This is a genomic window from Olivibacter sp. XZL3 (assembly GCF_004368405.1).
Taxonomy (GTDB): domain Bacteria; phylum Bacteroidota; class Bacteroidia; order Sphingobacteriales; family Sphingobacteriaceae; genus Olivibacter.
On sequence record NZ_SBJH01000110.1, the window covers coordinates 46,816 to 70,032 of the forward strand.

At 46.8% G+C, this 23,217-nt stretch carries 21 protein-coding genes; 10 read left to right on the forward strand and 11 right to left on the reverse strand.

Annotated features, from left to right (window positions below; translation table 11 throughout):
* Positions 1-3: 3 nt before the first annotated feature.
* From EPX21_RS20610 to EPX21_RS20640, 7 genes are all read right to left on the reverse strand, one after another.
* On the reverse strand, positions 4-1,641 hold the full coding sequence (locus EPX21_RS20610) for a TldD/PmbA family protein (protein ID WP_134091549.1): 1,638 nt from the start codon (positions 1,639-1,641) through the stop codon (positions 4-6).
* A 51-nt stretch (positions 1,642-1,692) separates the two neighbouring features.
* On the reverse strand, positions 1,693-3,333 hold the full coding sequence (locus EPX21_RS20615; RefSeq protein WP_134091550.1) for a TldD/PmbA family protein: 1,641 nt from the start codon (positions 3,331-3,333) through the stop codon (positions 1,693-1,695).
* 116 nt (positions 3,334-3,449) lie between these two features.
* Entirely contained in the window at positions 3,450-5,231 is a 1,782-nt protein-coding gene (locus EPX21_RS20620) for a hypothetical protein (protein WP_134091551.1), read from the reverse strand.
* Positions 5,228-7,375, reverse strand: a complete 2,148-nt coding sequence (locus tag EPX21_RS20625) for a DUF4175 family protein (protein WP_134091552.1) — start codon at positions 7,373-7,375, stop codon at positions 5,228-5,230. The genes EPX21_RS20620 and EPX21_RS20625 overlap by 4 nt, the downstream gene beginning before the upstream one ends.
* Entirely contained in the window at positions 7,356-8,858 is a 1,503-nt protein-coding gene (locus EPX21_RS20630) for a BatA domain-containing protein (protein ID WP_166670839.1), read from the reverse strand. Before EPX21_RS20630 ends, EPX21_RS20625 begins: the two co-directional genes overlap by 20 nt.
* Before the next feature lie 9 nt (positions 8,859-8,867).
* On the reverse strand, positions 8,868-9,752 hold the full coding sequence (locus tag EPX21_RS20635) for a DUF58 domain-containing protein (RefSeq protein ID WP_134091554.1): 885 nt from the start codon (positions 9,750-9,752) through the stop codon (positions 8,868-8,870).
* A gap of 10 nt (positions 9,753-9,762) precedes the next feature.
* On the reverse strand, positions 9,763-10,758 hold the full coding sequence (locus EPX21_RS20640) for a MoxR family ATPase (protein ID WP_134091555.1): 996 nt from the start codon (positions 10,756-10,758) through the stop codon (positions 9,763-9,765).
* 160 nt (positions 10,759-10,918) lie between these two features.
* On the opposite strand from EPX21_RS20640, the gene EPX21_RS20645 reads away from it, so the two are divergent.
* Both EPX21_RS20645 and EPX21_RS20650 read left to right on the forward strand, forming a co-directional pair.
* Entirely contained in the window at positions 10,919-11,542 is a 624-nt protein-coding gene (locus tag EPX21_RS20645; RefSeq protein WP_134091556.1) for a DUF4159 domain-containing protein, read from the forward strand.
* Positions 11,543-11,839: 297 nt separating this feature from the next.
* The gene (locus EPX21_RS20650) at positions 11,840-12,415 is read left to right on the forward strand and encodes a sugar O-acetyltransferase (protein ID WP_134091557.1); all 576 of its coding nucleotides are present in this window, start codon (positions 11,840-11,842) and stop codon (positions 12,413-12,415) included.
* Between the two features lie 265 nt (positions 12,416-12,680).
* On the opposite strand, the gene EPX21_RS20655 is transcribed toward EPX21_RS20650, so the two are convergent.
* Positions 12,681-15,293, reverse strand: coding sequence for a cation-translocating P-type ATPase (locus EPX21_RS20655; protein ID WP_134091558.1), 2,613 nt, complete (start codon positions 15,291-15,293; stop codon positions 12,681-12,683).
* A gap of 214 nt (positions 15,294-15,507) precedes the next feature.
* Between EPX21_RS20655 and EPX21_RS20660 the strand changes: the two genes are divergently transcribed.
* From EPX21_RS20660 to EPX21_RS20680, 5 genes are all read left to right on the forward strand, one after another.
* Positions 15,508-16,065: a hypothetical protein gene (locus EPX21_RS20660; protein ID WP_134091559.1), complete on the forward strand. Its 558-nt coding sequence runs from the start codon at positions 15,508-15,510 to the stop codon at positions 16,063-16,065.
* A complete protein-coding gene (locus EPX21_RS20665) occupies positions 16,066-16,515 on the forward strand; it encodes a hypothetical protein (RefSeq protein WP_134091560.1) in 450 nt (149 codons plus the stop codon).
* A 93-nt stretch (positions 16,516-16,608) separates the two neighbouring features.
* Positions 16,609-16,869: a hypothetical protein gene (locus EPX21_RS20670; RefSeq protein ID WP_134091561.1), complete on the forward strand. Its 261-nt coding sequence runs from the start codon at positions 16,609-16,611 to the stop codon at positions 16,867-16,869.
* Between the two features lie 173 nt (positions 16,870-17,042).
* Positions 17,043-17,234, forward strand: coding sequence for a cold-shock protein (locus tag EPX21_RS20675; protein ID WP_134091562.1), 192 nt, complete (start codon positions 17,043-17,045; stop codon positions 17,232-17,234).
* A gap of 302 nt (positions 17,235-17,536) precedes the next feature.
* A complete protein-coding gene (locus EPX21_RS20680) occupies positions 17,537-18,364 on the forward strand; it encodes an NYN domain-containing protein (RefSeq protein ID WP_134091563.1) in 828 nt (275 codons plus the stop codon).
* A gap of 61 nt (positions 18,365-18,425) precedes the next feature.
* Here the strand turns inward: EPX21_RS20680 and EPX21_RS20685 are convergent, their stop codons facing one another.
* Both EPX21_RS20685 and EPX21_RS20690 read right to left on the reverse strand, forming a co-directional pair.
* Entirely contained in the window at positions 18,426-18,641 is a 216-nt protein-coding gene (locus EPX21_RS20685; protein WP_134091564.1) for a hypothetical protein, read from the reverse strand.
* Positions 18,642-18,725: 84 nt separating this feature from the next.
* Complete coding sequence (locus EPX21_RS20690) at positions 18,726-18,965, reverse strand: hypothetical protein (RefSeq protein WP_134091565.1); 240 nt, start codon at positions 18,963-18,965, stop codon at positions 18,726-18,728.
* A 326-nt stretch (positions 18,966-19,291) separates the two neighbouring features.
* Between EPX21_RS20690 and EPX21_RS20695 the strand changes: the two genes are divergently transcribed.
* Positions 19,292-20,446, forward strand: a complete 1,155-nt coding sequence (locus EPX21_RS20695; protein ID WP_134091566.1) for a zinc-dependent alcohol dehydrogenase — start codon at positions 19,292-19,294, stop codon at positions 20,444-20,446.
* 1 nt (position 20,447) lies between these two features.
* Positions 20,448-20,930, forward strand: coding sequence for a hypothetical protein (locus tag EPX21_RS20700; RefSeq protein ID WP_134091567.1), 483 nt, complete (start codon positions 20,448-20,450; stop codon positions 20,928-20,930).
* A 35-nt stretch (positions 20,931-20,965) separates the two neighbouring features.
* Here EPX21_RS20700 and EPX21_RS20705 read toward each other — a convergent pair whose 3' ends face one another.
* Complete coding sequence (locus EPX21_RS20705; RefSeq protein WP_206106120.1) at positions 20,966-22,378, reverse strand: sulfatase; 1,413 nt, start codon at positions 22,376-22,378, stop codon at positions 20,966-20,968.
* 536 nt (positions 22,379-22,914) lie between these two features.
* On the opposite strand from EPX21_RS20705, the gene EPX21_RS20710 reads away from it, so the two are divergent.
* The gene (locus EPX21_RS20710; protein ID WP_134091568.1) at positions 22,915-23,130 is read left to right on the forward strand and encodes a hypothetical protein; all 216 of its coding nucleotides are present in this window, start codon (positions 22,915-22,917) and stop codon (positions 23,128-23,130) included.
* The last annotated feature ends 87 nt before the right edge of the window (positions 23,131-23,217 follow it).

Here is a 23,217-nt window from a genome sequence, read left to right on the forward strand (position 1 = left end):
ATATTAAATATTTCTTGCTGTATTAATTACGTTAACTCCTGTAAATCGTGTTGTTGCACTTCCATGCGACACGGCACTGCTCTGTGATGGCTGTCCCTTCCCGTCATTAAACGAACCACCTAAGCGATAATCTGATTCATCGCAGATTGCTGCGCATGAATTCCAAAACTCCTGGGTATTCGATTGATAGGCAACATCGTTAAGCATGCCTACAACCTTACCATCCTTGATTTCATAGAACAGCTGTCCGCCAAACTGAAAATTATAGCGCTGCTGATCAATCGAGAAACTACCGTTCCCCACAATATAAATTCCTCTTTCCACATCCTTGATCATATCATCGACCGACAATTTTTCCTTGCCCGGCATCAAGGATACATTCGGCATACGCTGGAATTGAACATCGTCCCAGCCCTGACTGTAGCAACAACCGTTCGATTCTGTGCCACCCAGTATATGCACCTGATCACGAATAGCTTGGTAATTCACTAAAATACCGTTCTTGATCAAGTCCCACTGCTTGCACTTCACCCCCTCATCATCATAGCCCACAGCACCGAGCGATCCTACTTGCGTTTTATCCGCTACTATATTCACTTTTTCGTTGCCGAAATTAAAATTGCCCGACTTCCATTTATCAAGAGTCAGAAAGCTCGTTCCGGCATAATTCGCCTCATAGCCCAATACCCGATCCAATTCAGTGGGATGGCCAACCGATTCATGGATGGTTAACCATAAGTGCGAAGGGTCGAGCACGACATCATATTTACCAGGCTCTACCGATTTGGCCTTAATTTTTTCAGCTACGTTCTGTGCCGCCTCCCTTACATCGCCCAACATATCGTACCGTCCCTTGTAGCGGGTAACCAAACCCGCCACCTTATCTTCCGGCCGTGGTTGCAGATACTCATAACCCATACCCATGGGGGAGCTTAAGGCATTTCGCGTCTGAAATTTACCCGATTGCCGATCTACACGGGTGACATTGAAATTCGGATAAATACGGTGAATATCCTGATCAATATAGGATCCTTCGGTACTGGCGAAATATTTTTGCTCGTTTACCGCCGCAATCATCGAATTCACAAAATTCGCCCCGTTTTGCATGGCTGTATCATTCACCTGCATCAATAGATCTACTTTGTCCTTAATGGGCACCTCAAACGTATTGACCGCTATGGGAGCCTTCCAACTCACTTCCCCATATCCTTCCTGCGGTGCCAACTTTACTGGCTCTGTTTGTAGTTTTGCATTCGCTTTTGCTACCGCCACCGCCAGCGCGGCAGTTTGCGCAATGTCATCCTTGGTGACGCGGTGACTGGCCGCAAAACCCCAGCAGCCGTCGGCAATCACGCGGATGCCTACGCCGTAGGACTCCGTATTCGAAATGCCCTGAACACGCTTCTCGCGCGTAAATACGTACTGATTCAGGTAACGGCCAATCCGCACATCGGCATAAGTAGCTCCTTTCGCTTTAGCAGCATTTAGCGCCACATCCGCCAGTTCCTTTTTTGTAGCAACATCGATCCTTTCATTCAGGGCCTCCAAAGGATCAATAGGCCGTGCAAAAAGACTCGAGTTGGGCAACAACAGGGAGCCCATGCCCAAGGCAGAGTAATAAAGAAAATCTTTCCTTTTCATAATTGTTCATTTGTATTGTGATGGTAATTTCCGTTGGAAGCTTTCATTCAGTTAACCAATACTACGCGCCGTATTGATGACATTAACCCCGTTGAACCGAGCCGTTGACGAGCCATGTGATACAGCGCTCGCTTGCGAGGGCTGCCCTTTTCCGTCCGAAAAGGTTCCGAAAAGACGATAATCTTCCTTATCAGCAATATCCACCATCGAGTTCCAGAATTCCTGTGTATTAGATTGATAAGCCACGTCCTTCAACATGCCTACAATTTTTCCTTGACTGATCTCGTAAAACAGCTGTCCGCCAAACTGAAAATTATAGCGCTGCTGATCGATGGAATAAGAGCCTCTCCCCATGATGTAAATCCCTTTCTCTACGTCCTTGATCAGATCTTCCACAGAACGCTGCTGAGGATTCGGCTGTAACGACACATTTGGCATACGTTGAAACTGGATGCTATTCCAGCTATCTGCATAGCAACAACCTTGTGAGGCTGCTAAGCCAATGATATGAGCCTGGTCTCTAATGGTTTGGTAATTAACCAGAATACCATCTTTAATAATGTCCCACTGCTGCGCCGGCACACCTTCATCATCGTATCCAACTGCGCCCAAAGATCCCTTCTGAGAGCGATCAGCAACAACGTTTACCAACTTGCTTCCGTAATTGAACTTGCCCGACTTCCATTTATCAAGCGTCAAAAAGCTCGTACCTGCATAATTCGCTTCATAACCCAGCACCCTGTCCAGTTCTGTCGGGTGGCCGGTTGATTCATGGATAGTAAGGCCCAGATGGGTAGGATCCAAAACCAAATCATATTTCCCTGGCTGTATCGATTTGGCGTTGAACTTTTCTTTCACCTGCTTAGCCGCCGCTACAGCATCGGCCACCAGATCGTAGTGATCTTTATAAAGCGCCACCGGACTGCCACCGACTTGGTAAGGCCGACCGGCAGTGAGGTACTCATAGCCCATACCGCGCGGAGCACTGAGTGCGTCCCTACTTTCAAACTTTCCCGACGCCTTATTGACACCCGTCACTGTAAAGGTTGGCCAAATACGGTGAATGTCCTGATCGATGTAGGAGCCGTCTGTATTTGCAAAATACTTTTGCTCGTTCACCATCATCAAGGTAGAGGTCACAAAACTGGCGCCGTTACTCATGGCCGCCGCATTTGCCTCCATCAGTAAGTCAATTTTATCCGCAATAGGCACTTCAAACGCGTTCCGTTCGATAGGCGTATTCCAAGAGACGTCCCCCACTCCCTTCTGCGGCGCTAATTGCACCGGTTCGGTCATAAAACGCGCATTGCCCTTGGCTATGGCAACTGCTAATCCGGTCGTCTGGGCAATGCTCTCTTTGCTCATCCTGTCGGTCGCTGCAAAACCCCAACAGCCGTCTACCAACACCCGGATACCGATTCCATAAGACTCGGTATTCGCCATGTTTCTAACCTGTTTTTCTCGTGTAAAAATTGCCTGATTCAGGTAACGACCAATTCGTACATCGGCATAACTGGCGCCCTTCGCCCGAGCCTCCTGCAGCGCAATATCTGCCAACTCCTTCTTTTTACCAACTTCTAATCGCTCTAACGCAGCTTCCGGCGCAATTGTTCTTCCAAAAGCAGGCAAATCTCCTAACAGGTAAGCACCTAGGCCTAGTCCTGATGCCCTAATAAAATTTTTTCTATTCAATTTTTATGTCTAGTATATAGTTTAAACCATAAATTCCCGTTCAAGGCAATAAATTTCAAAATCTATCCCAATATATTGCTTTTTTATCACAATAAGTACACAATAAAAATAACATTTTAGTTGTAATTACGCGAAGCATACCACAAAAACGCCACCGCAACAAAGAAAATCACATAAAAAATCCATTTTGGCACCTCCTCATCGACAATGTTCACCGAATTTTCGGTCGACCCTTCTTCATAACGTTTAAAAAAGTAATTCTTATTCTGCTTAATCTGCTCACTGTATTGCCAAGCCTGCCAGTCGTCATCCTTAAACACGTAGAAAGCAAGCGTATCCTTTCCGACAGCCAATTCTTGCCACCCGCTACCGTTCGACCAAAAGGCAAATTCGCGTGTGCTTGGAATCCAGGGGTCCGAAACCATGGGCGCGTTATAGCTCTCCAGGCTAGCCAAACTTGCCTTTTCCACGCCCTTTACCACCAAGCGCGCCCAGTCTTGGCTCTTCGGTAAGGCAGGCCATTGTATATAGTTTACAACATTCTTTTGCTCGGGCAAACTGGAAGACAACAGCTGACTCCAAAACTTTGTATACGTTCTTTCTTCCCCCTGCAACCACCAGCTGTAGGTATCGCGCAAGGTGAGTGCCGTAACGCGGGCCGCCCCCTGCATGCGCGCAGCTGCCACTATGTGTCCATCAGCATAAAATAAAGGCAGCGCCCGTCCATCGTTAGATAAAGCCACTATGTCGCTGGTCGATAAAGGGCGCGTTTCAACTCCATTCCGATCTTTTAGACGCAACCGCTGTTCGCCGGCTTTCACTAAACCCTTCCAAGCAAATAATTTTCCCATTTTCGTCTGCGGCGATTCCTCTCCGATCATCAAGATAATCCCCATGCCCTTCGCCGCAGCCCGTCCTACCGCCGCTTGCTCCAAAGCCCCCAGCTGCTGCCATTCCGTCTCATCGATCACCAGCAGATCCGTCTTTTCCAACATACGGGCGTCTATCTTTCTCTCCCGTTCAGGCAGCACCGCAGTAGACGCATACAAGAATTTATCCTTACTGATTCTAGCTCTGTAGATCACTTCATACCGGCTATCGCGAAGCCAGTTATAGAGAAATTTATACTCAAACGATGGCGAAGACGCCATTAAGAGAACCGAAACCGCCTGCGGCGCCTTCACAAGCAGCGGCACCTGTTCATGCTGTAAGGTGTCCTTTCCCACAACCGCAACAAGATCTAACAAGGTCCGTCCTTCCTGTTTGGGCTGGTAAGACAAGTCAAAGACGCTTTCCTGTCCTTGAGGTAATATCACCGAATCCACCGCCTGCGCTGCGCTGAACAGATAGAGTTTCGCCTGCTCTCCAGTAGCATTCCGATACCTCCCATGTAACACCCAATCACCACCGCTAGGTATTTCCTGATCCCACTGCGCAAAAAGCAAGCCTGCCGGTGACGGCCCGTCCCGATAGTCTCCATGTTCCGGATGGATACGCCGTAATCTTGTAAGCGGCAATCCGAAGCCATGTATGGAAATATGAGCATTTTTATGCGCAGCCGTCCATTCCTGCCAATCGGCAACAAAGGGCAAAGCCTTTTCCTTAGCCAGTATTGCATCGGTGGTATAGCAATCTCCCAACGCCTTCAGGCTATCCACAAGAGACACATCGGTGCCGGTTGTAAGCAATTGTACCCGATGGTCAGTCGCCTGTGATACCCGCTTCTGATACCGAAAAGGAAGTGCAAGCCCTACTAAAGAAGCCAAAGCCACCGCGGCCGCAGCATAGCGCACGGCCAGCGGAACGCGGCTCACCATTGTCCGCTCCTTCAACACGATATAAACGAGGAGGACGACGACAAGAGCTATAAAAAGGATGGCGGGCAGCGTCAAGGTCATGGGTTACTGATTAAATTTAAATAGCTATTATATATATTTTCTCGTTGTGTTACCTTTTTCATGGCAGGCTGATACGGCATCAAGGGAAGAAGTTCCTGTATGGCAGTGGCCAAAACCCGTATATCGCCAAGGGCATACACCCCCTCCTTTTCATCGATCTCGCGTAGCACTTTCAGTGCACTGAGGTATTTTCCCGGTGCCCTGCTGGCGCCATCGATCAGTTCACCTTGAACAGCATGAAGCAAAGCAAGCCCTTCCCTATCCAATACACCAGCCTCTCGCCGGTTACTGAGATAAGCCAAGGCTTTTCTCAAGCGCTGTTGCACCAAAGTGCTTTCGTCCTTAGGCGGCAGCCCTTTATTAACCATCGGTTCAACAATATCCACCAAATCGCCCGTTAATCTTTTCTCCGGTTTCAAAGCGGTTGGCTTGGAGGGAGCCTTTGCGACGTAGGTGCGCGATTGCTGTTGCAGATCCTTTAACAGACGCAGCGCCTTATAAGCATAAGGCAAGGCCTCTTGCGGCTCATAGGTGCGCAATTTAAGTTCGGCATTCCACATTTCAGTCAAGGTAGCCTTCAATTGCGTCTTTTGGCCGGGCGTAAAAAAGGTCGCATCCTCTGCACGGTCGTGATGATGCGTAAACTGGTCCTTCAAGGTTTCAATATCCTCCGGCACAGCCTGTTGGCCATGCGCTTCCTCATGTCCTTCTCCCTCCGCACCATGGTCATGTTCGTGCTCATGCTCACCCCCGCCGCCTTCTTCCGCTTCCTCCCCTAAAAATTGTCCATAGCGCAAACGCAGCAACTTCTGGTCGATTCCGATGTTATTGCTCCGCTGCTGCGCGACGACTTTACTAAGCTTTGGAGCTTCGGCCAAGAGCTTCTCAATATCGATGATAATCTGCCTTTGGCTTCTGAAATATTCCGGCTGCACATCCGACGCCGAGACCATACCCGATAAACTCATCAGTTCCGTAGTATCCTGCCAAGTCACGACATACATATCCGATCGGCTTTCCTGATCAGCCAGGTCTTTTGCCCGGATGTAAAAGTAAAGTTCATCGCCCGGTTTCATTCCCAAGGCTTGCAGTCCAATCGTCTGTTTGGCGCGCAACTGCTTTCCACCCGCGCCCTTCAGTGCAATCTCCCTGGAGCTAAAACGAACACTTTCACCTTTACCGCTGGATGTGGTGGCCACCAATGCTGCATCTTTAATGCCATAATCGTCTGTTAACAAGGCCTCCAATCCCACCTTAGCCGGATAGCCCGGTTCAATGGTTGTATGTGCGTTCGGCTGCGTCACCTGTATACTCACCGGCCGGTCGGGTATCACGTCAATGGGATAGAGTGCAGAAGCCTTCCCTTCGTACTGTATCTGGTAAAAGCCGCTTGCTTCCATCTTAAAGGAAGTCTCCCAATGCAGGCTATCCTTTTGATGAAGCAACACCTCCTTCTTCGCATTAAACAATAACTTAACGGTTTTCATCCGTTTATTTGCCCGCAAGCGCAACGTCACTACAGATCCTTTCAGAGCCGAAACGCCAAAATCATGTTGCCTTTGTTCCGGCAGTCCCGTATAAAGGGGAAAGCGAATTTGCAGCGAAGCATCGGTAAAAGCCGCCGGCGCCGGCATTGCCCGCCTTTTTGGCACGGCCAATTCCCGCTCGGCAGCAACTTGCTGCGTTTTCTGCTGAAAAGAGCTACCCAGGGCATACAGGCCAATTGCCACTAAAGCGATCAGCAAGGGAACCTTCAGCATTTTATAATCATCCTCCGGCCGCTGCGACAGCGCAGGGATGCGCTCCTCCAGGCGCTGCAACTGGAGACGCTGCAAGAGTCCCAAAGAGGAGCCTGGCTTCAAGAAAAGGGAGGCGCTGTATTCCAGCTCCGGAAACTTGGCGTCCAGATAAAAAGCTACCTCCAATAATGTTGCTTTCCACAGGCGCGAAAAGAAGAGGCAGCGCCCAAGCGCCAGCAAAAACATAAGTGACACCGTCCACCAAGGCAATGGATAGACAAAACCAATAACACTGGCTAACAACAAAGCAGCACCTAAAGCGTAGAGCGCTTGCGCCAGCAGCAGATAGATCCGCCGCCGCCCTCGATAGTGTTCAAGCCACTGTTTACCCAGCGTGTATTCCATCTTCTACCTCCTTTCTTTTTTTACGATACGTTCGGATGCGCTCGCATCCGAATAAAAACAAAGCTATCCAGACCAAGGCTCCGCGGAGTGACACCCAGCTAGGAGGCGGATTCCGCTTAGCAGTAGCCGTCGGCAGATTAATATGTCCCTGATAAGCCCCCAAATCGTACCGACTTATCCTCTTATCTTCGGGAACACCAGCCAGCACACTTTCGGGAAATAACAGCGGGATGAGGTAGTCCACCAGATCCTTCGACCAAACCAAGCTGGTCCATTGCGGATCAAGGCGACCGTAAAAAGTCAGCATCAATTGGCCTTTCCGTTCCGTGGCGGTAAGCACGGGGCGATCATATACATCGCTCCAAAGTGCCTTCGCTGTATCAGCATGCGGGATAAATTTGTATAAGTCAGGAAAATCACTGTTCCCGCTGCGATTTGCGTAAAGCAGTTTATTGCCAAGCCGCGGCTCTTGCTCTTCCGCTCCCCTCGCATAACGAAACACTGTTTTGGCCTCTTCATATTCTGCCGAGGAGTCGGCCTCCGTTCTTAAATCAAAAAGAAAATCGCACGCTTCTCCTGATGCGTAGGCTGATAGTGTAATCGGCATAAACGTATAAGCCTCGAAGGAGGCCACCAACGCTTCAATATAACGGCGGTCGGATCTATCGGCCTCCGTCAGGAGCTGTATCCGCATGGGTTCTTGCGCCACAGCGATCCACTCGTTCTGTATAGCCGACTTTACTTGCGGCGTTCCGTTCGTTACCTGCAGGTCGATTCCCTGGTGACGGCCATCCTCCTGAAGCGCCTGCAATTCAAAGGAAGTCCCAACAACAGACGAACGGCCCAGCAGCAGCATAATCGTGTCGTTGACCCCCTGCCAAGCCCTCTGCACCCAGATACGTTCCGCAGTGTCCGGGCGCCCAAAACTTTGCCAAGTGAGGCCTACACTTACCGCAGGTAGCGGCGACTGTAAATCCTTTGCCCTAGCTGCTGTAAACAGCGATACCGCATGGCCTCGCGGCAGGCGATCGTCCAACTTTTGGATCAGCGCAAATTCATCGTGCACCCCTTTTACCGTATCCTTATCAATCTCTTCAAGGGATCGGAAACCGTCTTCAAAGGCCCTTAATTCGTATCCCAATTCCCGCAAAGAATCCACCTGCTTCCGCTGCCTTTCGTCCAGTCCTTGTTGGTATCCCTTTCCTAAAAGCACCCAACCTTTTCCGCCGCTCCATTGCTCATCGCGACTAACTCTCGGATCGCTCAATAGCAAGCTCAGACACAAAAGCAAGGCGCAACGCAATAGAAAGAGAGGCCAGTCCTTAATATACCACTTCTTAACCTGTTGCTTTTTCCCTTCCTGTAAATATTTCACGCTTCCCACCACCAAGACCTTATGCAGCTTCCTATTCCAAAGATGAATCAGTATGGGCAATAGGATACCGAAAGCTGTGAGAAGCGCCAAAGGATATGTAAACTCCATAAGCATTGCTTATCGCCTTGTTAGACTATTTCTATAAATTAAAAATTCGCGCAGTGCTTTCTCGGGCGGATCGTTGGCATTAACCATACAGTAATGTACCTTGTTTTCCAGCAACGTTTGCCGACTTCGACTCAGGTAGGATTCCACCAATTGCTTATGCTTCTCAGGAGAAATCGAACCCAGAACCACAATTTCACCGGTCTCAGCGTCTTCTAACGCGTCATAGCTTTTAAAGCTGCCGTCCAACTCATTCGCAGCCATCAGGTGCAGCATAACCACCTCGTGCCCAAGGGCAACAAAGAGTTTGATTAAGCGCATAATCTCGTCATCATGCTCATAAAAATCAGTAATAAAAACCATGAGCTCTTTCTGTTTTGCCCCTAGCAACCATTTAAAACCCTCGCGGTTTTCAAAGCGCCCATTTGCCTGCAGGGCAGACAGCGACTGATAAATGATCTGCAATTGCTGCGCATGTTGTTGTGGCATGATCCGCTTTATCTCGGTTTCATTAAAAAAGGACAGTCCAATTTTATCTCCCTGCCGATAAGCCAACAGCGCCAAGCAAGCAGCAAGATACCGTGCATAATCAATCTTTTGGTAGCTGCCACAATCATGCTTCATGGAAGCACTGGCGTCGAGCATCAGGTGTACGGCGATATTCTGTTCCGGTTCAGACTGCTTGATATAGTGCCGGCCTGTCCGGGCCAGTACCTTCCAGTCCAAATTACGCAAGTCGTCTCCAGACATGTACTGACGGTACTGACTAAACTCCGTTCCCTCTCCCTTCACCCGACTCCGGTTCAATCCCGCCATGAAATTATCCAAGGTCATCTTTGCCGCTAAAGAGAGATCCTTTATGGCCACCATGGTTTTTGGTTCTGGAATATACTTCATAACAGCGCTATTAGGATAATGCCGACTTGGCCACTGCACCTAGTAACTGTTCGGTTAAGTAATCGCTGCTTTTATTTTCTGAAGCTGCGCGAAAATTCATTAGCACGCGATGACGCAACACCGGGTAAGCCATCGCATCGATATCAGCCGGACTTACTGCATAGCGCCCATGGAATAAGGCGCGGGCCTTAGCCGTCAGAATCAATGCCTGCCCTGCCCGTGGCCCCGCACCCCACTCGACCCACTCCTTTACAAATGGGACGGTTGTAGTTGCAGGGCGCGTTGCCCGAATGATCTCACTTACATAGCCAATCAGCTGATCGCTTATACTTACCTCCCGCACCAACTGCTGCAGTAATTTGATTTCCTCTTTACCGATAATTGCCCGTATTTCGGCCTTTTTCGTACCGGTTGTATTGCTCAATATCCTCACCTCCTCTTCGGCCGAGGGATAACCAATTTTAACATATAATAAAAAGCGGTCAAGCTGCGCTTCCGGCAAAGGATAGGTACCTGCTTGTTCAATAGGGTTTTGCGTAGCCAAAATAAAGAAAGGCTTGTCCAGCGGATAGGTTTTGCCTGCGTTGGTGACTTCAAACTCCTGCATCGCTTCGAGCATGGCCGACTGGGTTTTAGGTGGTGTTCTATTGATTTCGTCAGCTAACACGATATTGGCAAAAAGCGGCCCGGGAACAAACTTAAAAAAATGCTTTCCCGTTTCCCGCTCTTCTTCCAATATTTCAGTGCCCACAATGTCTGCGGGCATCAGGTCGGGCGTAAACTGTATCCGCCGAAAAGAGAGATCCATCGCCTGTGCCATTGTTCGGACCAATAGCGTCTTGGCCAAACCTGGCACACCCTCCAAAAGGCAGTGGCCGCCCGCCAGCATACCAATTATAATTTCTTCAATAATTTCATCCTGTCCGACAATAACCTTTTGGATTTCGTCTTTCAATAAAGGAAGTCTCGCTACGGCGTCTTTGATGGCTGATTCTGATACGTTCAAGGCTCAAAAATTTAAGTATGAGCTAAAATTATCGAAAAGAAGCTTTAATCCCACAACATATTCTCAAAAAAATCGATTTTTTGTCAATTTTATCAAAAAAATTACAGTTAAACGTTAAAAAAATATCGACTTTTAATCAGTTTTACCAAAAAACATATAAATGCTGCAATCTAAGTTCACCTTTGTTCGCCTCAAATACCAATCCGGAGACTGGGACACCGATCAGAGAATGCCTGCCAATATCCTCAACTCCTTGTTGGAATATACCACCATTCCCATTGATCTGGAAGAAAAGGTGATCGATCTGAGCAGCGATGAGCTCTTCCGTTATCCCTTTTGCTATCTGAGCGGTCATAAACTGGTGCAATTCAATCAGGCTGAAGGCCGTAATTTCAAACGCTATGTTGAACAGGGCGGATTCGTATTCGTAGACGATTGCAATCACGACATCGACGGTCTTTTTGCGCAATCCTTCGAAAAACAGATGGAAAGCCTATTCGGACCGGGGTCGCTCAAAAAAATCCCCAATGATCATCCTTTATATTCCTGTTTTTTCCAATTTAAGGACGGCCCGCCCAACACGAGTTTTGAGTTAAATGGTTGGGGTGATGATCTGATACACGATTACCTGAAAGCCATTTCCATTGACGATCGAATGGGCGTGCTATACAGCAATAAAGATTACGGATGCGAGTGGGATTACGACTTCCGAAACAAACGATTCTTGGCAAAGGACAATACCCAGTTCGCCATGAATATTATTACCTACGCCCTGGGCATTTAGGGAATCGAGTAAGTAAGGGAAGATCATAGCCGCGCACTGCGAATATATTGCGCACAAAAAGTGCTTCTTTCGCAACCAAAAGCTACAGGCTAGTGTTACTACCTATATACGCAAATTAAACCCAGATTACGCGTTAGGAATTAAAACGAAAGGGAATGATCCAAACAGGCATGAAATAGAGAACGAGACATACCGGGGTATGGCGAATGAGCTATTGAAATGGATATAAAGGAGCATTTCATTGCAGTTCATCAGCTAATGCGTGTTCTGGGTTAAACACCAAAACAAACCGTTTTTATGCAAACAGAAAAACAAAAAATGCTTAATGGCGACCTCTACAACGCGCTTGATGAGGAGCTGGTGGCCGCACGGACCCGCAGCCGTTTATTGCTACTGGAACTGAACAACAGCCGGGAAGATGAACCCGAAAAAAGACAGGAAATATTAAGCAAGCTGATACCAAACGCCGGAGCGAACCTGTGGTTACAGCCGCCCTTCTACTGCGATTACGGTGAAAATATGATTGTGGGAGAAAATGTGTTTTTCAATTTCAATTGTGTCGTACTGGATGTAACCTACGTTCGCATAGGCAACAGAACCCTTTTCGGACCAAATGTTCAGCTGTACACAGCTACACATCCCACAGATTATGCAGTACGCGCTTCCGGATTAGAGTCGGCCAAGCCGATTTCAATTGGCGACGATGTTTGGATCGGCGGAAGTGCCGTCATTTGCCCCGGCGTAAGCATTGGCGACCGGACCATTATCGGCGCCGGCAGTGTCGTAACCAGAGATATTCCTTCCGATGTTTTTGCTGCCGGGAACCCTTGTCGCGTAATTCGGTCACTCAAAGAAGAAAAGACTTCGCAATAGTGGTCGGTCAGTACTTTGGAGGATCAAAAGAAAAAACCCTCGGTCGCAAGTGAGTATACCGGAATAAGCAAAAAAAGGCTTCAACCGGGGAGATTGAAGCCTTTAACTAACCAATTATAAACCTAAATTATGATGACACAAAGATAGTGTACAAGACACACTTTGCCAAACACTTTTTACCGATTAGACATTCGAATGACAATCCCTGTTTCACAATCGCCCCTAAGTGCGGGAGCTCCCGCATACACAGTATAAAAGGAATAAATTAAAACAACTTCTTAGTTAACTTTCTCAACTCACTCAACAACATAGGTAATATAGAAAATCCGACAATAAGCCATCCATCTTGGATGCTGATCATTTGCAGCTTAAAGGCTTCTCTTAAAAACGGGACAAATAAAACGAGCATTTGCAGTGAAAAGCCTAAAATAACGGATCCGATTAGGTATTTATTAGAAAAGAGGCCAATTTGAAATACAGATTTTGTCGAACTGCGCACGGTAAAAGCTAAAAACAATTGACAGCCTACCAACACCATAAAGGCAATCGTTCGTGCGTAACGCAGTACTTCCTCCGGCACCGAAGAGTGAAAGGGACTTTCACCGCGACTATAGTGCCCATACCAAAAAGCCGCTGCTGTGACCGTACCCGTCAATAATCCACCTATCAAAACCCGCAGGCCGGCGCCACCGGCAAAAAAATTTTCTTTCGGACTACGCGGCTGTTCTTTCATCACATCGTGGTCGATGGGATCCATACCTAGGCTAACGGCGGGTAACGAATCGGTCAGCAGATTAATCCATAACAATTGGGTAGCGATTAAAGGAGCCTGCCATCCAACAAAAAAACTCAAAAACATCACGATCACCTCGCCTAAATTACACATCAATAAAAACACCACCGACTTTTTGATATTACTGTAAATATTCCGTCCAAGCTCAATCGCTTTAACGATCGTTGTGAAGTTATCGTCGGTGAGAATGATATCGGCAGCGCTTTTAGCCACATCGGTTCCGGTAATTCCCATCGCTACGCCGATGTCTGCTTCTTGCAGCGACGGCGCATCATTTACCCCGTCGCCCGTCATGGATACAATATTTCCATTCGCTTTCAAGGCCCGCACAATGCGCACTTTATGTTCGGGCGACACCCGCGCAAATACACGATAATTATTCACTTCCTGAACAAAAGTGTCTTCCGCCATCTCCTCCACCTCTTGACCGGTTATGGCTTGCTCTTGACGGGAAGCAATTCCCAACTCTTTCGCAATAGCAAAAGCGGTGGCTTTATGATCGCCCGTGATCATGACCGTCGAAATACCCGCGCTGCCCGCTGTGGCAATCGCTTCTTTTACGCCTTCCCTCGGCGGGTCGCTCATGCCAACCAAGCCCAATAACACCAATCCTTCCTCCATCTCTCCGGGTCCGATCGAAGCATTGGTCACCTTAAACGCAGCCCCTAACGTGCGCAAAGCACTCGCCGACATTTCGGATGTCGCTTTTTCTATTTGCGCTCGATGTTTATTTGTTAAAGGCAGCACCTCTCCCTCCTCAAGCACGTGGCTGCAATGCAAAATCAGGTTATCAATCGCCCCTTTTGTATAAACCGTGTAATCATTGCCATTTTTATAGAGCGTGGACATGAGCTTTCTATCCGAATCAAAAGCCCGCTCAGCAATCCGCTCATTATCGGCAGCCAGCTCCTTTCGATTTAGTCCAAGCGTATCCGCCCATAACAGCAAAGCCACTTCCGTTGGATCGCCGGTCGCTTTTTCGTTTGCAAGCGTCGCGTCATTACAAAGGACCATTGCTTTAGCCAGCTCAGCGGGCACTTTTCCATCTTCAGCAAAGGCAAAGTGCCGACTGACGGTCATTCGGTTTTGCGTTAAGGTACCCGTTTTATCCGAACAGACAACGTTTACCGAACCGAGCGTTTCAACTGCCGGCAGGCGACGAATAATTGCATTCCTCCTCGACATCAGCGTCACACCTATGGAAAGCACAATAGCCACGATAGCCACCAGGCCTTCGGGGATAGCCGCAACTGCCAGCGACACCGATAGCAGAAACATATCTACGACGTCCCGCTGTTGCAGTAGCGCAATGATGAAAATCGTTACACAAATGGCAATTGCTATTTTACCCAGCATTTTACCGAGGTGATCGAGCCGTTTCTCCAAAGGCGTTTTTTCATCGCTTTGCGCTGTTATAAGTTTGGCAATTGCCCCCATTTCCGAATGCATGCCCGTCGCAACCACCACACCCGTACCACGGCCCGCGCTTACTAAAGTGGACATATAAGCCATATTAATCCGGTCGCCGAGGGGAGTATCCGCCGCTGTCAGCCGTTCAGAGGCCCTCTTTTCACTCGGCAAAGATTCGCCCGTGAATGCCGACTCTTCTATCTGCAAGTGCACACTCGTTAACAGACGCAAATCGGCAGGAACCACACGCCCAGCATCCAATACCACTATATCGCCGGGCACCAGTTCCTTCGCTTCTACCTCAACTGTCACACCATCGCGCCTAATCAATGCTTTCGGCGCTGCAATCCGTTGAAGAGCTTCAATTGCATTACCCGCCTTCACCTCCTGAAAAACACCTAAAGCGGCGTTCAATAGAATAACCACTGTAATGATAATAGCATCGATATACTCGCCCATAAAAAGCGTGATCAGCACGGCAGCCATCAGCACATAAATTAACCAGTCCTTTAACTGGTCAACAAACAATTTAAAAACGCTTTTCTTACGATGCTGCTCTATTTCATTAGGTCCATATTCCGCTAACCGGCGCTTTGCCTCGGCAGCAGAAAGCCCCACGTCGGGCTTAACCCTTAATTCATGAAGAACATCTTCTATCCCTCGTGAATACCACATAATTGGATCTTTTGACATTGCTTATTTGTTCAAGACTCGATAACACTTGAGTCGTAATTCCACGCAAGTGCAATCTGCGAACCACGTTTTTTAAACCTACTTGACACCCTATTTGTTCACAACAAATTGATAATAAGAAGCGAGAATGACGGTAGTCTGGCCGTCTTTAGTCGTTTTTATCTTAATTTTGCACCGCAATAAAACAAATCCTTTAATGAACTGGAAGAAAATCATTAGAATATCGTTCATCCTCTTTCTATTAACGCTTCAAAGCCTATTCCTTATCGCCATTCTTCTCGAGCATAATCAGACCGTCTTTATCCCCGTCTTCATAATATTGATTTCCTTAGCCCTTATTCTCAGCTACTTTAAAGCGCCCCTTCATCACGATGAACATGCATACGAACACGTTTTTGTGGTGCTTTGGATCCCTGTAGGCGCCTTGTGCGCTTATTACCTCAACAATATACTCCACCTGGGGCCGGTCCTGGCAGCAAGTATTGTTGGCACGAGCGCCTCATTTCTACCAATCCTGAATAAACGTTCGCACTATTTAAAGCAGCTTCCTCCCGCTTTCTATTGCGGAGCCTTTATTGGCATGTCGAGCACCAGCGTAGCATCCGGCATGCTCTTTATATTGGCGGCAAGCGTTTTCACTGCTATGCTTATGATCCTTTCCAAAAGCCTTTTTTCCGGACTTGGAGGCAAGTTGGGCGTGCTGGCTTTCGCCGGCGTTACCATTACATCATTACTGTTTTTTCTATTATTCTAAATGAACCTTTTGCTATTATTTATCGTGAGCTTTACAGCATCCCTAAGCACCTTTTACCTCAATGAGCGTTTAAAACAGGGGCCGGTACGTTCATCCGCCTTACTTTCCTTGGTGGTTGCCGTATTCTTCTTTTTCTTTCCGAATCTTCTGTCGCCTTACCTCACTAAAAACATCCCGCTGGTTTTCATCGGATCTTCATTTATAGGCATGGTTTCCGCACGCCTTATCTCGAACTACCTGTTAATTGGGGCGGCCGGAATCGTTTTTTGCACCGTGTATCTTAATACCAGTAATTTTTTCAACGGATACGGCGGCGCTTTAGGCACCGCTGCTGCGATCTCCTTACTCGCTGTGCTCAGCCTGCCTGTCTTAAGAAAAAGCGGAAAGCTAACAAACGGCTTTCATCTCCTGCGCAAAATTCTTTTTAGCAGAAAATTAAAAAAAGAATGAGGCACCGTTAATCATCAAAAATAATAACTAGGTATACGATTTTAAAAACAATTGAGGAAAAACTCAGGAAAAAATTATTTTTGTGCTTGCTTTATGGAAGATACTATATTACCTGACGAGACATACGCTTACAAAAGTCAACCCCTACGGGTAACTTTCAAAAACATCGACTACGAAGTCAGAATACTGAACAAAGACATCAAAAAGACGGATACGTCGGTCAAAATCCTATTGGACGGAATCGTACAAACCTTAGAAAAAGCGCCATCGCATTGGCGGTTTAGCGGCTCAGACGACGATCCGGCTTTCGCCCAGGCCATTTGGCATTCCATCTCACTGCGCTATCGTCTGTAAGGTGGCAGCAAGCTTTATAGCTGGAAGGAACAGCACGCGATGCAAAATCGCTTGCAATCAAGCCGATCTCATTTGCCCGGCCAAAATAAAAAGTCAAAAAAACTTGTATATCAAATATTTATACCTATCTTTATAGCAATTAATATTATTTTTTTATTTTATTTTATTACACCATGCAAAAAGGCATTGTAAAATTTTTCAATGAAACCAAAGGATTCGGTTTTATTACTCCACAAGATGGCGGACGTGAGATTTTTGTTCACAGTTCCGGATTGAAAGACCGTATTCGTGAAAATGACGACGTTTCATTCGAAGTACAACAAGGCCAAAAAGGTCCAAACGCAGTAAATGTTAAGTTGGCCTAATCCAACTCGCGATATTGTTTTAAGCCGTGTTAATGTAAGATTAACACGGTTTTTTTTATGCCAGTGCCCCCAAGCCTTAAACCTTACACCCTACACCTTGTTGGTTATTCGTTGCCTGTTGTTAGCTAATCACTGACAACTAATAACTGACAACCGGCAACTGACAACTGATAACTAATCACTCCCAACACCCTATACCTTATTATAAAGAATATGATATATTTGTCTAGTCGCGGAAAAAGAACCAACAAGAACAAATGGCTCTTTGTTAAGTGAAAGTAGCTAACATAAAACAAAACTGTATGGGCGTAAAAAAAGAAAGTGCCGACTTAAATATTGCTGTGCTGATAGATGCCGACAACGTCTCCAGCACCAAGATAGAAGGCATTCTGGATGAGGTTAAAAGACATGGGACTCCCTCTATCAAAAGGATTTATGGCGATTGGACAAGCAACTATGTGGCTGGCTGGAAGGAACCCTTGCTTACCCACGCAATCACGCCAATACAGCAATACAGTTATACAAGCGGAAAAAATGCAACCGATTCAGCGCTTATTATCGATGCCATGGACATACTGCATACACAAAAAGTGGATGGATTCTGCATCGTTTCCAGCGATAGTGATTTCACAAGGCTCGCCATTCGTTTAAGAGAATCAGGAAAGGTGGTATTAGGTATCGGCCAAAAGAAAACACCAAAGCCCTTTATCGCTGCTTGTGATAAATTTATTTATATTGAGATTCTTTACAACAACCATGAATCCGCCGCTGCGACGGCACAGGGTCCGGCCAGAGGAAAAGAAACGACCGATAAGGAAGCTTTGCGCGGTAATGAGGCCGAAAGCATCAGCAATAATTTTCTGAAACTGATAAAGAATACCATAGACGATGTGGCTGATGAGAGCGGTTGGGCTTCCCTTGCTGAGCTGGGTGCTTTGCTGAACAAAAGAAAGCCCGATTTCGATCCCCGTATTTACGGCTTCAGTAAATTAACACCATTTTTTAAATCTTTGAACCAACATTTTGAAATCGACGAAAAGAATGTTGAAAATTCAAAAATCAAACATGTCTATATAAAAAACCGGGAGATTCTAAAAAAGCCCGTCAAAAGAAGGGCTAACAATAAATAGAGCCGTAGAGAGCTACCGGTTGCTCCTCAAAGCAAAGATTAACACATTAGAGAAGAATCAACTAGGATCCCGTGTAGCTTTCTATCTCCTTTGCAATTTTTTCGAGTAGCGAAAGATCCAGGTCGGCATTGGTGGTGATGGCCGTTATGCCGTCGCCATTATCTTTAAACAGCACCTCGCTGTTATCGACATCGGTAGTAAAAGAGAGTTCCGATCCGTTAAGCGCGGGCTTAATAACATACACGTTATTATCCACGGTGACATCAAAGTAGTCCATAGCTGGTAATTTTCGATAAAAACAAGCAGTGCAACCGAATTGTTTACAGCTGCAAATATCGGTGTAGAAGCGCTGCCGCCGCAATCAGCTCACCACTCGATAATAGCTGAACTCGTTACAGTTAAAAAACAACAAATCGTCCAAAAAGATAATCTCTTCATCTCCTTGGCTCTTCATAGAGGGCAGGCAACTCCACGCTTCCAGATCCCATTTTTTTGGCTTAACCAAGCAGTAGTTCCCAGCAGAACACTTTTCAGAAACCAACACAGTGTATCCCTGTATAATGAGCTCATCAATCAGTTTTCTATCCAAATTGATTTCCATGGCAACACGTTAGTAAGAAAATAAGCTACGAAAATTGTTTATCTCAGCTTCACCTGGCTATTAACAATCTTTGTATAATTTAAGTTCGTTCTTCTCTTCCGTTGATCGATAGTGAGAAGCACTTTTTGGTTTTAATTTTTATAACAGCGAATTTATGAAGATGTTTGTTTCGTTACGCAATTTATTTAACATATCAGACGGCATCCCGCGCCCTCCCGTATTTATACCCAACCCGTATAAATACGGATTTATGAGCTAAAAAAAACCTCGTTTTTCTTTTGCTGTTAAGTCCTATAAGCTGAAATTTATTATTTAACACCTATTATATGTTAGCAATGAATTACCGCGGGCCCTTCAGGGTCCGGATAGATGAGAAGCCTTATCCAGAGATTCTACATCCAGAGGATGCGATTATTCGCGTTACCCGCTCGTGCATTTGCGGTTCCGACTTACATCTCTACCATGGCTTAGTGCCCGACACCCGGGTTGGCAGTACGTTCGGTCATGAATTCATCGGTATTGTAGAGGAAGTAGGGCCGGAAGTCACCGAAATACAGGTGGGCGATCAGGTGCTTGTACCGTTCAATATCGCCTGCGGGAAATGTGCATTTTGTAAACAGGAATTGTACGGCAATTGCCACGAGTCGAATCCGGAAGCAACTGCAGTGGGCGGCATTTTTGGTTATTCCCATACCGCCGGCGGTTTTGATGGCGGACAAGCAGAATACGTACGTGTACCCTACGCCAATGTCGGACCGACACGGATTCCGCCGGAAATGGATCCCGACGATGCCGTATTACTGGCAGACGTGGTTCCGACGGCCTATCAGGCAGCGGAAATGGGTGGCATCAAAAAAGGCGATACCGTAGTCATCTTCGGAGCCGGGCCTATCGGCATTATGGCGGCTAAATGCGCATGGCTATTTGGGGCCGGTCGCGTCATAGTGATTGATCATCTCGAATACCGACTCGAATTCGTTAAGAGCTACGCCCAATGTGAGGCCTATAACTTCCGTTCAATGGAAGATCCGGTTCTTTTCATCAAAAAGACGACTGATTGGTTCGGTGCAGATGTATGTATCGACGCGGTCGGCGGTGATGCGGCGGGCAATGCCCTGCAAACCATTACGGGCCGTAAAACACTACTCCAGGCCGGCTCAGCCACCGCGCTGCATTGGGCTATCAACGCCGTAAAAAAAGGGGGCATTGTATCTATTGTAGGCGTATACGGGCCAACAGATAATCTCGTACCGATCGGGAATGTCGTCAACAAAGGGATCACCATCCGCGCTAACCAAGCCTCCGTAAAGCGCGTGTTGCCCAAGCTGATAGATCACGTACTTGCGGGACGATTAGATCCAAAAGGAATCATTACGCACCGTTTACCGCTCGAAGAAATATCCGACGCTTACCGAATGTTTTCAGCGAAGCTAGACGACTGCATTAAAACAGTACTCATACCACCAAAAGCAACTATGTAATATGGAAGAGACGAAAGATTATTCGCATATAAAAGGTTGGGGCATCGACATCGATCCAGAGAATGAGCCGACTTATCCCATTAAGAAGTACACAGGCGACGACCATGCTCAAAGCCGATGGGAGCGACCGTCCTTACAGCCTATCGACGTAGAAGTGCTGCATTCAAATGAAAGGCCAAACGTAAGTGCCGTATTCGGCAATACTTTACCACCGAAAGGATTAAGTGGAGCTATTAGGCGATTTGCCTTCAGGTACAGCGAAAACCGGTATCGGCATTGGCTGCCATTAATCCTGGCCGATCGGATCGACATGGTAGAAGGACTGATCGAAGATCTGCGCAGGGGCCACGTCCCTAATATCCTTGCCGAGAAGGGCTATAAAGCGGAATGGAAATACAACCAACGCGGAGTCATAAAAAAGGCGGTCGCAGCTGCAGCTGTAGCCGCTTATTTAGTACTCTTACTTAAACGGGGTAGGAAATAGGGTAACGGAAGCAGAGCGCGGCTAAAAAGCCGCGCTTACTTTCTGTCAAAAGGCACGTCCATTGCGATCCCTCGGTCGCCTTGTCGCCTCATCCAAGCCCTTAATTCCTTGCTCATGTTGCCGATCCTGTCCTTGTACGCCGACTCATCAGCCAAATTATTCAGCTCCTCAGGGTCATTTTTCAAATCATAGAACTCCACCGCAGGTCTCAGAGCGATACGGTTTGCCAGCTTTTTCGCCAGCGTATCCGACTGCGCCTTCTCCAGCCAAGAAGCATAGACACTTCTATTATCCTTTGGGTTCATCATATACTTTATGTAATAAGCACTGTCTGCCTGTAAATTTAAAATCAGCTTGAAATCGCCGTTCCTAATACTTCGAATTGGATATGCTGGCCCTTCTGGAAAATTGTTATGAATGCCATAAGCGTAGGCGCGATGCTGCTTCTTTTTGCCTTCAATAACCGACACAAAGCTACGTCCGTCCATATCCTCGCGCGCTTTGCCGCCTGCAATACTTATCAGCGTTGGTGCGATGTCCTCATACTGTACAAGTGCGTTAGTTTCCGCTTGCGGTTTTGCCTTCCCCGGCCACCTGACAATCATCGAGCTTTTCTGCCCATTGTCCCACAAAGTCCATTTGCCGCCCGGAAATTGTGGCCCCTGCTCTCCCAGGAAGATTACAATAGTATTATCCGCCTGTCCGCTCCGCACAAGCATCTGCATAATATCGCCAACTTGATCGTCCAATCGTCTTACCTCCGCCAAATATTTCGCAAACTGCTTCCTCGTAGTATCTGTGTCGACCCAATGCGACGGAAGCCTCAATTTTTCGGGATCAAACTCGGAGGGATTGCCTACCGTCCAAGGTGCATGCGGATTGATACTCATCAAGAATAGACAGTAGGGGCTTTCCCGGTTGTTGATAAATGCCGCAATACTATCAAGAAAATAGTGATCAGTGCTTGCTACACAGTTCGGCTCAAGTCCGGGCAAGATGCGAAAAGGAAAAACAGCTTCGGGCTTTGTAACATGATCTTTGCCGCTCAGCGCCACCCGGTAGCCTAAATCGTTCAGATCGTGCACCACACTTTTCAAGTTATTATAGACCGCTTTGTGATTTTGATAAGCGCCATGTCTTGCGGGATAAAGACCCGTAAAAAGTGACGCTCTGGTTGGAACGCACATGGCTTCCGACGCTATTATCTGGTTAAATTTAAGACCCTCACGGGCCAACTGATCGATGTTTTGCGTTTGGATATTCTGCCCACCATAACAGCTAAGCTGTCGACTGTCTAAATCGTCGGCCATAATGATCAAGATATTCGGCTTGGCGACATTAACCTCTGTATTCTTTCTGTTCATAAAAGGCTGAGCATGTACCTCTCCTATCCATCCAAGCAGGCTAATAGACAGGAGTAATAATAAAAAGGCTGATTTCTGCATCATTGTTTTTAGATTTATAGGTCTATCCCGTTTTCTAATTGAATAATTAACCGCTACGTCATTTCCGACCGGATAAGTAAACAGGCTAAATATAAGCATTTTAAAAAAGCAGTCCAACCTCGTGTCCGGATATTTACGGCTTCGCCGAACAAGCTTTCGAACCGGCGAATGAACTTTTCGGATACAAACTTGTTATCCTTTAAACCATATTAATCCTAATGAGTAAATCCAAGAACAACGCAGCCTTAGTTGCCGATAGCATTTCCGGCATTAGAAGCAAAGTACTATTTTCAGTAATTAACGATGCGGGCGGATACTCCTCTCCGACCGAAATTACGCGAGCCAAAGGCAATGCATTTCCCTCAAAAACAAAAAGAGAAGATTATTACAAAAAGACAACATTCTTCGTGTCATTTTGCTCAGATTTTCTCTATATTTGCAACATAAAAACAACGATTGCATTAATCAAGTTTATAATTTTAATCAACCTCACATCAACCTTTAAGTAGGCATATTGCACGTCTAAAGAGCATAAGTTTATGAAAGCTTTTACAACCCATCTCCAAGCCATCAATCCGGACACACAGGAACTGCAATTTTTTACCGGCCCTAATATTTTAGCGCGCAATTGGGACGAAGCAGAAGATTATTGCTACAGAAACGGCCTCGGTTATCTCGTAGTAGACGGTGAACTGAATGGCGGAACGGAAACAGAAAATACAATAAGCGCCATAAGACATATGGCATTAAATTAAACACATCATAACTGAACAGAAGGGCTGTTGGTATCGAAGATGCTTCCGGGCTTCATCGACTCCAACAGCTACCAATCCGCGCAGGCT